Source organism: Flavobacterium hauense, assembly GCF_054457175.1.
Window position 1 is genome coordinate 1 of sequence record NZ_JBTKVX010000003.1, and the last position, 14,905, is coordinate 14,905.

7 protein-coding genes and 1 pseudogene are annotated in these 14,905 nt (G+C 38.1%); all 8 read right to left on the bottom strand.

Annotated features, from left to right (window positions below):
* Positions 1–2,219 (bottom strand): annotated as a pseudogene (locus tag ACX0HA_RS02280) (hypothetical protein); the annotation flags it as partial.
* 745 nt (positions 2,220–2,964) lie between these two features.
* Entirely contained in the window at positions 2,965–4,131 is a 1,167-nt protein-coding gene (locus tag ACX0HA_RS02285) for a tetratricopeptide repeat protein (RefSeq protein WP_458843653.1), read from the bottom strand.
* A gap of 1 nt (position 4,132) precedes the next feature.
* Positions 4,133–5,713, bottom strand: coding sequence for a helix-turn-helix domain-containing protein (locus ACX0HA_RS02290; RefSeq protein WP_458843654.1), 1,581 nt, complete (start codon positions 5,711–5,713; stop codon positions 4,133–4,135).
* 238 nt (positions 5,714–5,951) lie between these two features.
* A complete protein-coding gene (locus ACX0HA_RS02295; protein ID WP_458843655.1) occupies positions 5,952–7,967 on the bottom strand; it encodes a glycoside hydrolase family 97 protein in 2,016 nt (671 codons plus the stop codon).
* Between the two features lie 22 nt (positions 7,968–7,989).
* Positions 7,990–9,228 carry a glycoside hydrolase family 71/99-like protein gene (locus tag ACX0HA_RS02300; RefSeq protein WP_458843656.1) on the bottom strand — a complete coding sequence of 413 codons (1,239 nt, stop codon included), beginning with the start codon at positions 9,226–9,228 and terminating at the stop codon, positions 7,990–7,992.
* 106 nt (positions 9,229–9,334) lie between these two features.
* Positions 9,335–10,843 carry a RagB/SusD family nutrient uptake outer membrane protein gene (locus ACX0HA_RS02305; RefSeq protein WP_458843657.1) on the bottom strand — a complete coding sequence of 503 codons (1,509 nt, stop codon included), beginning with the start codon at positions 10,841–10,843 and terminating at the stop codon, positions 9,335–9,337.
* 28 nt (positions 10,844–10,871) lie between these two features.
* Positions 10,872–13,802 carry a SusC/RagA family TonB-linked outer membrane protein gene (locus tag ACX0HA_RS02310; protein WP_458843658.1) on the bottom strand — a complete coding sequence of 977 codons (2,931 nt, stop codon included), beginning with the start codon at positions 13,800–13,802 and terminating at the stop codon, positions 10,872–10,874.
* A 25-nt stretch (positions 13,803–13,827) separates the two neighbouring features.
* Positions 13,828–14,904, bottom strand: coding sequence for a hypothetical protein (locus tag ACX0HA_RS02315; RefSeq protein WP_458843659.1), 1,077 nt, complete (start codon positions 14,902–14,904; stop codon positions 13,828–13,830).
* Position 14,905 lies beyond the last annotated feature (1 nt).

Here is a 14,905-nt window from a genome sequence, read left to right on the forward strand (position 1 = left end):
ATAAGGGTAAAGGGCGCTACGCTGCGGCAGCCAAAACCTGTCGCTATCCTTACCCAAACCTGCTGCGTATTGGCAGTAGCATTAGGGTAGGCTGTGGCATTGGTGATCGGGCTGGTACCCCCCAATGCGTCAGGCTGGTTCGTATAATAAGTTACCGTAAGGCTCGTATCGCCTCCGGTAGCCTCAAGGTCTTTTGTCGTAAGGTCAAAGATCTGGATACCGTCGGTATTGTCATCACATAAGGTATAAGGGGTCATTACAGGTACCGCAGGCCTTGGGTGAACGATTAGCTGGATCGGCTCCACAGCGCGGCAGTTGGTTGTCGTACCTGTCTGTACAACACTCGCATAAACTGTGCCTACAAGGGTGTAGTAGTTCGTTGGCGTTGTGATGGCGTTGGCTCCAATTGCTGCAGCGGCAGCTGTGTTGTGGTAGGTCACCGTTAAGCCAGCCTGGCCGTTAACTATCTCCGCTCCTGCTATCGTAAGGTCAAAATAAGCGCGGCCGTCAAAGTTGTCCGCGCAAGCTTCCAAAGGGGTAGCTGGGTTGACTACCGGGGCTTGAATAGTTATAAGGTCAAGAATAGTGTAGTTTGCACATGCAGCATTAAAAGAAGATTCAACTCTTACATACACCGTTTGATTACTTGCTATACTTTGGTAAGGAGATGTAAGGTGAGCAACATCATTTTGTGCATCCAGCGCATTTAAATGATAAGTCACCACATAATTTGCATTTCCTCCTGATATTGTGGCATTGTTACTATCCAGATTAAATATGCCAAATCCCGGTGCACATTGCTCCATTGGTTGTGGTGCAATTACTTGTGGTGCGGGGTTAACAATAATGGTATCCTGATAATTTACAGTAACAGTACAAAATGGAGCTACTGCATCAGTTACACTTATAATTGTAAAATCTGTATCCGTGGTAAGTGCCGGCAAAGTTATGATAGCTTGTCCGCTTGCATCAAGAACAATAGTCTGAACAGCAGTATTTCCTTCGATAGTATAATCAACAGATGCATTAGCCGGACCGTTTAAGTCAATAGCACCATTTTCGCCTGCACAAACAGGAGAATTTGTTGCAGCTGTAACGCTACCAGGATTACTCACAGTTACAGTAACTGAGTCACTAATAGTCTGAGTACATACCACGACACCGCTTGAGTTTATTATACTTGCTGAAAGTAATGCAAAAGTAGTATCGGCTGATAAAACCGGATTAATTAAAAATGTTCCTGTACCGTCTAAAAGCCCTGTCTGAGGGCTTCCTCCATTAACAGTATAATCAAAGCTGGCATTTGGCGTACCTGTAAACGTTATACTAACATTTTGTCCAGGACATATCAGGGATTGTGAAGCCGTTACATCTACATCAGGAACAGGATAAACCCTCAAAGTAAAATCGGTGATCGTAAAACAACCTGTCAAATTATCAACTACTCTTGCAAAAATCTGCTGAGGGTTTGACATATTGGAAATAATATTCCCTAATGGGTTCACACCATCGACAGCATTTGCTAACGTTGCATAAAAATTAATTGTATTATTTACCTGATCAGCATTAATTTGGGGTTTGAGAGCGCCCAAATCAAAAACACCAACATTCGGTGTTGTACTGCATGTTTTTACTTCACCAAGACTATTGGCTGTTGGCGGATTCGGAAAAGCGCCACTTCCTGCCATTGCAGTTCCTGTCCAGTTTATCTGGAAGCCACCGTCTCCGGAAGGCCTGTCAATTGCTATATAATAGCTTTGACCGGGAGTTACTGTAAGCCAGCGTACATAACCATTACCATTAGCTCCGGGCCCGGATTGTGTAACAAGCATTGAACCATTCATACCTGTGTGATTACTTGTAAGGCCAGCAGCATTTGGATTTGTTGTACAGCAACGTACAGGACTTCCTAATGAACCACATACAGCATTAGCCGGAAACACCCAAAAATCATAATCTGCCGTAAGAGCAGTGTCATTAGGTATCAGGTCAAAACCTAACGTTCCTCCCTGAACAATATTAACTTTTAACCAAATTGAATTATGTTCAGAACCACCACAAGAATTAACTTCCTGAGTTGTTCCAACACCTGTAGCATTGGATGAAAAACTTCCATTTCCACAAATTGTGATTGCATCGACACAATCATTTGGTTCGTTTTGTCCCATCGCATTAAAGCAGCACATTAAAAACAAACCGAAAGCAAAAATCTTATTCATTAGCATTTTAATTAAAGCAGCAAAAATAGGTTGTCTACTCAGACTACCTATTCTTTCTGCACTTTATTTTAAGTATTAACAATTGCCTGCCCGTTAAACAGGCAGGCGAATTGAGTTATCAAGCTACCTAATTTTACTTGTTTATGTATACCCCTAACTATTACCGTTAGCGAAATTATCAATTGCATTAAGTATTGCCCATGTTGCCGGGATACCACCGCCAAAATTCCAGCTAGACAACTACGCAAATCCTGCCGTAGAGATCAAGCTTAAAGTGCTATCAGGTATAGCTTCCCAATAATGTTTTCCGGCTCAAAAAACGACAAGAACTGAGTAGTGATCAGGAGATATTTTGGATAGTTTTTGATTCATAGTTTAAAAAAGTTTTTGTTAGTTTAGCTTGTTCCAGCTTAAGCAAAGCTTAACATAAAACTCCTGTTATCCTAATAGTACCCTTTAATAATTCGGTAATTTAAAAACACAAAAATCAATAAAAACAAACTGATTATAAGCAATTTAAAATTCAATTAAATTTCAAATTAAGAAAGCATCTACAGAAGAGTAATTAATTTAAAATTAACACTGAAACAGTATTTAAAATCTTAATAAAAGAACTTAGAAGGCAAAAATTAGAAATCCCTAAATTGACTTTTAAAAAACCATCAGTTGTTTTCTTTTAGAAACAAAAAAAGCAGCCGAAGCTACTTTTTTTATACATTCTTTTATAGTAATTGGTAGGAAAATCTTACTCATGAATTTCTTTTTTAAACCCGTCTTTTATTCTTTTAATTTCAAAGTTTAAGCCCACAATAGATTTATGGCTTCGTTTCTGATATGATACAAGCATGTAGATAAAGATGGCAGAAAGCAATATTTCCAATGCTATTACAACATAATATCCGATTTGCATTTTACTCAGCTTTTCATCGTTTATGACCGTTAACTCATCTATTGAATCACCTATGGATTGTCTTTCAGATTCTTTTATTATAGTCTGGTTCTTTAAAAACAGCTGGTTGTATTTTTGATATTCAGCCCAATTATCTATCGCCTTGTAATTACCTGCCAAATTAATATAAAGTCCACGATTAAGCACCAGATCACCTACATTCTTCGATATTTTTAAAGCCTCATGCAAAACTTCAATAGCTTTCTGATAATTGCCCTGTGCATTATACACTTCGGAAAGTCCTTTTAATGCGAATGCTTTAAGGCTGTTGGCATCTACTACATCAGCACTTATTATTGCCTGATTAAAACTTTTTTCTGCTTTTTCATAATCAGAAATCAAGACATAACAATTACCCATATTGTAATAAACAATACTCTCATTAGTGTTTATTACAGACGATGCTATTGTTTTATAAATCTGAATACCTTTATTAAAATAATTAATTGCAATATCACAGTTAAGCTGGTCTTTATAAATTAGCCCACGTACAACGTAATTATTCCCTTTGGTATACCGATAATCCTTTTTACTTTCATTTATAGCGATAAGCTTATCACACTCGTCAAGATACTGTATGGCTTTATCATATACCTTCATCTGCTGGTATCGTACTGCGGTGCGGCTCAACACAAGTATTTGAAGATCAGGATTATTTTCCTTTTTGGTAAGCTCGTTAGCAATATGAAAATATTTAAGTGATTTTTTATAATCCCTTTTAGATGAATATGCATCTGAAATCAGCATAAGGGCATCTACTTTGGTTTCTGGCGAGCTTTTGGGGCTGTTATATAGGGAATCTCCAAGTTTAATAACACTTTCTGGCTTTTCATAAATGTCAAACTTTGCCTGTTTTAACAAAGCATCAATTTTAGGGTCTCTTTGTGCAAATGAAGAAAAAGCATTTGTAAAAACAAATACCGCCATTGCTATCTTTACTATGTGACCTATTGATTTTAACATGCTATGCTTTTTTCAAAGTTACTTCCTTACCTATCAGATCTATGAAAATAGTAGGTGCAATTCCCGTAATCGATTTAAATACAGTGGCAAAACTGCTGTGAGAAGAAAAACCGCATTCTTCTGCAAGATAGCTTATCTTGTAATTAAGATATTCCGGTTCGTTTTTAAGTTTCTCAATAATGTAATTTATCCTTAGTTTATTGATATACGTATTGAAATTATCATGATAGTGCTTGTTGATTATTTCAGATAAGTATTTGGTATTCACATCAAGTTGTGCCGCCAAAGTTGCCAAAGACATGTCGTTACTAGTATATTTTGTAGAAGCTTCAAATTTCTTGAGCTTCGCAAGTATGACATGTTCCGTTTCTGTAGAGATCGTGATTTTTTTGTTCGGTTCCTTTTTATCAGAGTCGGACTTTACCAATAGCTTATTGGTCACTTCAAGATAACCGATAATTTCTTTAAGCTGCCTTCTTTTGGCTTTATTTATTCTGTATAATAGTAAACCTGAAGCTACTATCAGTACCATACAAGCCAGAATTATGTAGGCAAAAAACAAAAGTGTTGACTTATCCTGAGCATAATTTAATTCCTGCTCTTCACTAATCAGGTTATACATAGAGTTTACCGTTTCGGTCTCCATGTTGAGATTGTCATCATTCAACTTTAAAAAAACACTGAAATATTTCTGATGTTCAGCTTTGTTACCCTTTGCAAAATAATTTTCTGAAAGCTGGTAATTTATAGCTTCTTTAAGTGGTGAATTATTAAGCTTTTCAGCCTTTTGTAATGATAATAAAAGCGTACTTATGGCTTTATCATAATTCTTTTCATCATAATATAACTGCCCCAATCCTAATAATACCTTAGCTTCCAACAAAGTACTGGGGATATTTTGTTTTTCATAATCTGCAAAAACACTGTTAAAGCTTTCCCGGCTCAGAGCTGTTTTATGCAATCCTTTATATACTACTGCTTTTAGATATTCTATATCAAGCCTGTTATTATAAGGCCCTGAAAGAGTTTTATCATTCCTCTCAACTATGTTAAGTGCTTTAAGAGCCTTTTCATATTGCTTACGTTCAACATCGGCATAAATTCTTTCAATATCAATCTTATTTCCAACAGCAAGGGCATAATTATGCTCTAACTCTGAAATTGACAATTTCACTTCGTTAAGGTAAGCTTCCATTTGTGAATACAAATGAAGTTTTCGTGACAGGTCAGCCTTTATAAATGCTATTTCAACAGCCAGGGAATCACTGATTTCTCCTGACTTAGATGATGCGTCAAATATATAAGAGACAGCCTTTTGGTAATCGCCCTTCACTTTATAACTGTTTGAAAGCAATATATCGATCTCTACAGCATTCTTTTCTGATGTATCTTTTCTCTGTAAATGGTTAGCTATCTTAATTGTTTCATCCGGATTGGAATAAACAAGCTCGCCGGCCTTTAAAAGCAACAGTTTTTCTTCGGCGTTTTCCTGAGAAAACACAGAAGTACCTACGAATAGTGCTGCAAAAATGTAGCAGGCAACAGTTCGTTTAAAAAAAGGTTGCAAAGTAAGTTTCATCATACAAATATTAGGCGGCAATAAAAACACAGAAGCATAAAAACTTACATATTTCATAAAAACAAAGATAACTACAAATCAATCTCAATGGTCAAAAATAAACTAACATTCTAATAATAACTTTGTGACAAGTGGGGCCTAAAGCTTACTGATTTGCAAAGCTTATAACTATATAACAAATAACGGGGCAAAAAGCCCCGTTAACATCAAACAATTTTAAAAGAAAGTCAGTACCCAAATTTTACTTTGCCACAGGAGTGAATTTTATTGCAGTTCCTCCTCCAGATGCCAAATTAAGCTCTAATGTATTTTTACTATTTACTTCTTTAGCGGTTATAACCACCGGATAAGGATTTGATTTATAATCTGCTCCTACTCCATCTGCATATATCTCAGCTTTGTAAGTTTTACCGGTTTCCAGAAAATCCAGTTTAAGATTTATTTTGCGTGCTTCTTTATTGGTAATAGCTCCCACATACCAATCACTGCTTTTCCAGTCCTTACGGGCTATTACAACGTGTTCGCCAATTTTAGCATCCGGAACTTTAGTTTCAGACCATATGCACGGAACCTCTTTAACAAATTCAAACTCCGGCTTGCCTTCATAATTTTCAGGCAGGTCAGATGCCATTTGTAACGGGCTGAACATAATTACATACAAAGCAAGTTGTTTTGCCAGGGTAGTTTGCACCTTGGCACCCTGTGGGGTTTTATAACTAAAGTCAAAAGTACCCGGTGTAAAATCAAACGGACCTGCCAGCATTCTGGTAAAAGGCATTATTGTTGTATGTTCGGGTGTGTTCCCACCATCAGCCGACCATGCATCATATTCTTGCCCCCTTCCTCCTTCCTGAGCCATCAGGTTAGGATAGGTACGCTGAAGCCCCGTTCCTTTTACAGGCTCATGATTGTCAATCATGATATTATATTTAGCGGCAGTTTCAATAACTTTTCTATAATGGCGAACACCATACTGGCTATCATGCCATTCTTTTTTGTCAAGGTATTTATTTACATATCCTGTTTTTACGGTGTTCACACCAAGGCTGTTATACAACTTAAAAGCTTCATCAAGCTGGCTTTCATAGTTCTTAGTTGCTCCCGCAGTCTCATGGTGCCCTATAAGGCGGACATTTTTTGACTTTGCATATTTAGTAATTTCAACAATATCAAAATCCGGATATGGCTTTACAAAACTAAATGCCGATCCATCGGCTGTCCAGTCGCCATCCCAGCCTATATTCCATCCCTCTACAAGTACACCATTAAGATGATTCTTTGCTGCAAAATCAATATAATCTTTAGTGATCTTTGTCGTGGCACCATGCTTAGGCCCCTGCCCCCAAGTATACTTTTCAAGGTGCATGCCCCACCATATACCTATGTATTTAGAGGGTTCAATCCATGAAATATCTTTGATTTTAGAAGGCTCATTGAGGTTTAGCGTAAGTGTAGATGTCACCAGGTCACCAGGTTTAGTAGCCACTATAACAGTTCTCCATGGCGTATTGAATGGAGTTTCGGCATATACTTTTACACCATCAGCCCATGGCACCAAATCGCTCTTGTATTGATTGCCTTTTGTTTTTAACAAAGTCATAGAAGCAAAATCAGTAAGGCTAGCCTCATGCACCGCTACATACAGTTTGTTTTTCATTTCGAAAGTAGCAGGTGTATTTATAGTATCGGTCTGGCTCATTGCCGTTTTCCTGTAAAAACTCTCATAATAACTGTTTTCACGGTGTACAGGTGTCCACCAAACATCATTATCATCGGCAAAAGTGAACTGAGTAACCTCATTAGATATTTTCACTTTTCCAAGATTAGACTGTTTAGGAAAGTAATACCTGAAACCAAGTCCATCGTCAAAAACCCTGAAAATAATATCCACAAGCCTCTGTTCCCCTTTTTCTTCTTTAAGATGTATGATCAGTTCGTTATGATTATCTTTTACTTTTTTGAATTCTCCCCATGGCTGCTCCCAGGTATCATTTGCAGTATGTTGCTCTGTAGAAACAACTTTGAATCCGTCTGTCATTTTTTTCAAATCAACAAATTCAAAACCCATCAGCGAAGGTTCAATTACCGACTTCCCATTAGATGAAAAACGGTATTGAGGCTGTCCGGTCTTAGTCAGGTCAAAAACAAGTTCATTGTTTTTTCCCGGAGATTTTATTTTATATGCTTTTTGGGCATTACACGACAACGAGACGAACACTAATGCCGCCAGGCAATGCTTATAAATGGTATTTTTCATTCTTTATTTTCGTTAATTACAACTAGTTTATTTCGTTTAATAATTGTACCGCTTTTTCCGGCTGCATCGAAACAAAATAATCAAAGGCCTTATTAAGTTTGGCCTGTATTCCCGAGTTGCCTTTATATTGTTTTCTTAAATTATAGAGTTTGCTTATTTCACTAAACCATACACCGGTATTTTGTACTCCGGAAAAGGCTTTTACCTTTTCTACATAAGTATAGCCAAATTCAGCAGTTGGCTCGATCATGGTGCCTTCACCAAAATCGTTCCATGTGATTAGCTGCAGGTATTTCAAATTAGCGTTTTTAGCCATTGTCAATGTCTCATCTAATGTTGCACCGTTATTATGTTCAATGGTCCAGCCTATAGCAGCTCCTCCGCCTCCCTGCTGGTAATAATCTTTAAATCCGGGATAGGCACTGCCTATAGCAACATCAAGGCCAGAAAGCTTATTAGCATAAAAATTACTGATATGGCTATTGTCCTGATATACCCAAGAGTACTCTCCTGAAGCATTTACCCCTGCATCTGCCGATTCATACCATAGTGTCAAAAATGTAGGCTTTGGATTCAGACCGCTGAATGCGCTTGTCCAGTCCGATGGCTGTGTTAGGGTAATAGGGCCAAAATTCAACAACAAAGGTTTATCATTGACTTTTATATAATTGGCATCGTTAAAATAGTTGTTCTGCAAATAGCTGAAATCTGTTTTAGCGGCACTGATTATAGTGGGCGCGAGCCCTGCATCAACAATATTTGTTAAAAAACGGTCTTCGTATACAATGGCATATTCTAACCCAACCTCGTCAAGCATTTCGATAAGCTGCTCTGCGTTTTCTTTGTTTATTCTGTAATCGTTAAGATTGTAGGTTCCATACCAATCAATCAATACGCCATCTATACCGGCATATTTCATCATGAGTAAATGATTTTCAATAACTTCCTTATCACCCGAATGGTAAGGCCCGATCAAAGGATAATAATGAGATGCTATTTCTCTCTTTCCATTAGCATCGGTGATGTCCGGGTTTTTGTTACCCATTTTCCAGTGATAACCCCATTGACCGTCAGGACTGCTTTCTTTAGTTTCAAACCAGGGCATATAATGCATATAGATCTTGGTGCTGTTCGTTTTTGTAACAGCAACCGGATCTAAAACCTCTGGCTGAGTTGTTTCTCCCGGCTTATCATCTTTACTGCAGCTTGTGGCAGCAAAGCTCATAAAACCAACAAGAAAAAGTGTTGCGAATTTCTTCATTAATAGATGTTTTTTTAATATTATAAAATGCCGGCACTTCTACGACTAACCCAAAAAACATAGAAGACCGGCATTTAGAACAACATAGTAACCGGATTAATTCAGGTTACATTGGGTAACCCGGATTTTGATTCAGTTTAGAATTTGTGTCCAATACTGTTTTAGGTATAGGGAATAAGGCCCTGTAAGCAGGGGTTGCCCCTTTTTCCCACCATGGCTGGAAGAAAGTTCCAAACCTGATGTTATCTGTTCTTCTTCTTCCTTCAAAAACAAATTCGCGAAGAAGCTCTTTGTCAATAAAGTCAAGATCAATTATTGCAGGCATTTCGGTATCTGCACGATCAGTGATCTGCTGAATTAATGGCGCTGCAAGACCGCTTTGTCCAAGGCGTACATAACATTCTGCCTGCATCATAAGGATTTCAGCATAGCGAATTACAACCAGATCGTGATCACGTTCCCACTGTTCACCAGCTTTCATTTCATATTTAGCTAATCTTACACCTTCATTTTGTTTTGCATTGGTAAAATTCCCAATTGCTTCGGTATAGATAAGAGGCTCACCACTATCCATTATGATAACAGATCCTGTTGCCATATTAATCTGTTCACCTTCAAGCATTGCTTTTTTCCTTTTATCAACATCCTCAAACGTTGAATATAAGCCCGGCTGTCCGCACATACCATTACCGCTCCAAGGATAATCTCCTGTTGGAGATATGGTAAACCTATGCAGGTAATGACAGCTCATTGAATTCATGTAGTTACCTACCGTTCCGGCTTTTTGGTCATAAGGAATTGCAAATATGATCTCAGGCGATGTTTGGTTATTCGTTAAAAAGTTTGCGAAATAATCAGGAGCAAGTGTGTAACCTGAAACATTCTGGCACATATCTAAACAATCCTGCCAACGTGGAGTACCCACAAAAGCTTCTGAGTTAAGATATAACCTTGCCAGTAAAGAATAAGCAACGTTTTTAGTGAACTTAGAGTACACTACATTCGGGTTTAGATACGGAAGGGCATCTTTTAATTCTGTTTCCACAAAATTGTATACCTCTAATCGGGTTGAATTTGATGGCAGCCCTGTATCTTCAAAGTTCGTTACGATTGGCACATTACCAAACATATCTAACAGCATGTAATAGTAGTATGCCCTGATCGATTTCAATTCAGCATAGATCGGCTTCTTAGCCTCATCAGATAATCCTGCTTTATCAACCTGATATATAATGGCATTTACTTTGGCAATACCCGAATAGCAATACCTCCATGCCGATAATATTGTACCATTTTCATAATTCCATTCATGCCTCTGTAAATCCTGGTAACGTCCTCCGTCATACCAGTCCGTACCCCTTGTGGGTATTGTAGCTTCGTCAGAAGCTACTTCGTTCAAGAAAAACACATATTCACTTCCTGGAAATGAATTTGAAATTGCATCGCTAAACCCTCTCAAAGAAGAATAAGCTCCACCCACAAGGGCTTCAATTTCAGTTGGTGTCTGCCCAAATTCATCGTCGGGTACTTTGTCATACAACTCTTCATCAAGATTGGTACATGATAAAGTAAAAAGCGTGCTAAAAAATACCGCAGCTATTATTTTGACTTTCATTTGATATATTTTATAGTTATCTATTCGCTTAGTTTGCCAGTGTGAAATTCATTCCGAAAGAAACTGTTCTTGGCCTTGGGTAATTATTAAACCTGTCAATTCCCGGATTGTCCAGTCCACTAAAGTTAACTTCAGGATCTACACCTTTATAATCAGTAAATACCGCAAGGTTTTGACCTATTACATATAACCTTAGTTTAGATGCCGACTTCATTGGTATTGTATATCCTAAAGTAACCGTTTGCAGTCTTAGGAATGATCCGTCTTCTATCCAGTAGCTCGAATATTGAGGTGACGATTTTATTCCGCTTGTAAGGAAGTCATCGGTTACGTTATAAGACGGAAGCCTGTTAGGATCATTCAACATCATATCAGTTGCATTAAGTACATCCTGACCAAACATTCCATAGGCAGTAAAGCCAAAATCAAGGTTTTTATAGGTAAAGTTCATACCAAAACCAAGGCTGAAATCAGGCTGTGCAGTACCAATCTCTTCATCTTCTGTACCAACGATTATATTACCATCGGCATCAAGGCCCTGGCTTTTAGGACCCCAAAAAGTTCCTACAGGATATCCTTCTTTTATAACCTGAGAGAACTGGTTAGACATCCCCGCAAGTCCGTGTAGTGAACCGCTGTAAATAACATCCGTTTTGTAAGTCTGATTCGAAAGGCTTTCTATCTTCTGCTTGTTTTTAGCAAAAGTAAAATTAGCATCCCATGTGAATTTATCATTCTGAATTATGTTAGCATTCAGGGTAAGCTCTATACCTTTATTAGACAGATCCCCAACGTTTGCAAGCATTGTACCTACTAAATAAGGAGGCTGTGGCACCTGGTATGTATACAACAAATCTTCTGTCTGTTTGTTATACCATTCAAATGAACCTGTAATCCTGTTAAATAAAGTAAAATCAACACCTATATTCGTTTGTTTTGTAGACTCCCATTTAAGATCAGGGTTAGGGTTCTGAACAGGAGAATATGCCAGGCTCCATGTACCTGTAGCCGGGTTATAATAACTGTCGCGACCTACACCAAGGATAGATAATGATTTATATTCACCAATACCATCCTGGTTACCGGTTACACCATAACCTCCCCTAATTTTTAAGTTAGAAAGCCAGTTAGATGTTGACTGCATAAATTCTTCTCCCGTAATTCTCCATGCTGCAGAAACCGACGGGAAAGTACCCCACTTGTTATTTGCACCAAAACGGCTTGAACCATCTCTTCTTACAGTACCTGTAATCATGTACTTACTATCAAAAGAGTAGTTAGCCCTTCCGTAGAAAGAAACAAGGTCTGATTTACCTTTGTATGAGTATACATCACCTAAACGGTAATTGTAACCTGCGCCTAAGTTGTTATAGCTGAAAAGGTCTGTTACAAATCCGCTGCGCTGAGCACCGAAACCTTTATAAACATTGTCATAATAAGAATAACCACCTGTTGCAGTAACACTGTGTTTACCAAAAACTTTAGCATATGTCAAATAAGCTTCTAATTGTGCATTAGTATATTCTTCATACGTTTTTTGTGCATAACCACGCTCAGTTCTTCCTTCCATAACAGCATAAGTAGGCTTGTAGGTGTTACCCTGCATCGCATTGTGCTCTAACGAAAGGTTTAATGTAGCCGTAAAGTCATTAAGGAATTTAGCTTCAGTCTTAAAGTAGCCTAAAACCCTGTGTCTTTCATTGTCAGTTGTCCTGTTATCCTGTATCTCTACAGGGTTTTCATTAAGTGTACCACCTACTTCGGTATAATTGCCTTCGGCATCTCTTACAGGAATAGTTGGATTAAGATTGAATGATCTTTCAAATATCCTGTAATCAAGCGGGTGCCATTTGTCAATGTTAGCAAAGACACCTGTATCAAATTTAAGGGCTTTATTAGCCGAATACTGATAGCCTGAAACGTTTGCACTTAAACGTTCAAGTCCGGTAGTCTTAATTACACCTTCATTATTCAGGTATAATAACGATGAACGTAAACCACTCATTTCACTACCTGATGATATGCTGATATTATGTGACTGCGTAAAGGCCGTTTGTTGCAATTCTTTTTGCCAGTTAGTATTTCCACCATAGTCAACAGCATCTGTAAGATTGTTTTCTCTCACGTAAGCTCTCCACTGATCTGCAGATAAAAGATCCAGATTGTTAGATGCTTCACTAATACCCGTAAACCCATTATAAACAAAGCTGGTAGCGCCTGTTGTACCTCTCTTAGTTGTAATAATTATTACACCATTTGCACCTCTGGAACCATAGATAGCAGTCGCTGAGGCATCTTTAAGTACATCTACCGACTTAATATCTGCCGGCTGAACTATATTAATGTCAACTCCGGCAATACCATCTACAACTATAAGCGGATTATTACTCGCCGTTAATGATGTACCCCCTCTTAATCTCATTGTTGCACCACTGCTTGGGTCACCTGTACTCTGAGATACGGTAAGACCGGCAACTTTTCCTTGTAATGCCTGTTCTGTCGAAGTAATTACCCCTTTTACAAGATCATCTCCTTTTACAGTTGATATTGCACCTGTTAGGTCAGATTTTCTCATGGTACCATAACCCACGGCTACAAGTTCAACCCCCTGTAGCATGATCGAATCTTCTGCCAGATGAATGTCAAGGTTTGAAGTTGAAGCATCAACAACAACATTTTGCGTTGCAAATCCTACAGAGGAAATCACTATCGTCCCTCCTGTACTTACTTCTATTACAAATTTACCGGCTGCATCAGTAGCTACTGCATTTGTAGTACCGGCTTCGAGAACATTAACTCCCGGTAGTGCAACATTTGTATTATCATAAACGATACCCGTTACAAGCTTTTTTCCTTGTGCAAACGCACCGGCTGAAAGAAAAAGCATAAAGATCAGAAGTACCAATGATTTATTAGCCCAGCGTTGATGCTGGACAGTTTTTGTATTTGTACTATTCATTAGAATTGGTTTTTTGTTTAGCTTATTAGTCCAGCGTTTTAAGAGTTATGTCTGAATCAGAAATCACCTTGCCCTTGTTGTCTTTAACAAGAACATGTATCACAGAAACATTTACATTCTGAAGTTCTGACACCAGATTTACAAAACCTTTAATTTCGCTTACACCACCTGAAAACTCTCCCGTAATTACATGATCTCCGGCAGTAATGGTATAAATAAGCTTGTTAACATCGGTTTCATTATTAGTTCTAATCATACCTAAAAAGTCTCTCTTACTTATCTGAGTAGGGAAAAACATAAATTTTGGTGGCGGCGGCGGTATGTATTCTGCAGCATTTATCACTTGGTCAGGAGTATTTCCTGCCCATCCATCTTTTACAAATAAGAAATTCATGTTTTGCATGATATATCCTTCGGGAGCATTAAAATATACTGATGGAATAAGATCCATTTTATATATACCTCCTCCAAGATTCTTCAATTTTGTTTTTTCAGCAACTTCAGGATTTTCGGCCTGATATTGTTGCTGTAGATCCCAGTTGTTAAGACCACTGTGCATGTGCACACTTGTAGCATCTTCAAAGCCGGGCTGAAGGTTTGCATTAAAAAGTATGCTCAATCCTCCTGTCAATGTTGGAGCCGGAGGATATGCCCTAAATAATTCATTTGCAGTTGCAAAATCAGCAAAAGGAGTATAAGGCACATTGGCAACATCAGATTGTATGTTTCCTGTTTTACTTTTTAGCCTAAACCAGAATCCTGCACTTGCAGCAATTTCATCAGGTGTTTTTGTAAAATAAACTGTTGGAGTCAGTTTAAAGCTCCATACTTTGTTACCAACATAGGTTAGCTTGGCAAAATCAGAAGAATTTTCCCAGTTTCCTGCATCGGGTTCTGATGGCGACCATATCCAAAGATAAATGTCTTCCGTTTCTGCAAATGTTGTAGACGATAGATCAAAATACCAGGTAACTTCTTCATCATAATTATATATGACAGGATACGACCATATCTTAGTTGGTGCACCTGCATTTTCCTGCCCTTGCATAAGGTTTGGTAACATTATAAAGGCAAGCAATAGTATATGTATAAGTTTTTTCATG

Excerpts from the sequence above, each read along its gene's own strand:
- ACX0HA_RS02285 (WP_458843653.1), bottom strand. The coding sequence starts at position 4,131 with ATGTTAAAATCAATAGGTCACATAGTAAAGATAGCAATGGCGGTATTT.
- ACX0HA_RS02310 (WP_458843658.1), bottom strand. The coding sequence starts at position 13,802 with ATGAATAGTACAAATACAAAAACTGTCCAGCATCAACGCTGGGCTAAT.
- ACX0HA_RS02295 (WP_458843655.1), bottom strand. The coding sequence starts at position 7,967 with ATGAAAAATACCATTTATAAGCATTGCCTGGCGGCATTAGTGTTCGTC.
- ACX0HA_RS02305 (WP_458843657.1), bottom strand. The coding sequence starts at position 10,843 with ATGAAAGTCAAAATAATAGCTGCGGTATTTTTTAGCACGCTTTTTACT.
- ACX0HA_RS02300 (WP_458843656.1), bottom strand. The coding sequence starts at position 9,228 with ATGAAGAAATTCGCAACACTTTTTCTTGTTGGTTTTATGAGCTTTGCT.
- ACX0HA_RS02315 (WP_458843659.1), bottom strand. The coding sequence starts at position 14,904 with ATGAAAAAACTTATACATATACTATTGCTTGCCTTTATAATGTTACCA.
- ACX0HA_RS02290 (WP_458843654.1), bottom strand. The coding sequence starts at position 5,713 with ATGATGAAACTTACTTTGCAACCTTTTTTTAAACGAACTGTTGCCTGC.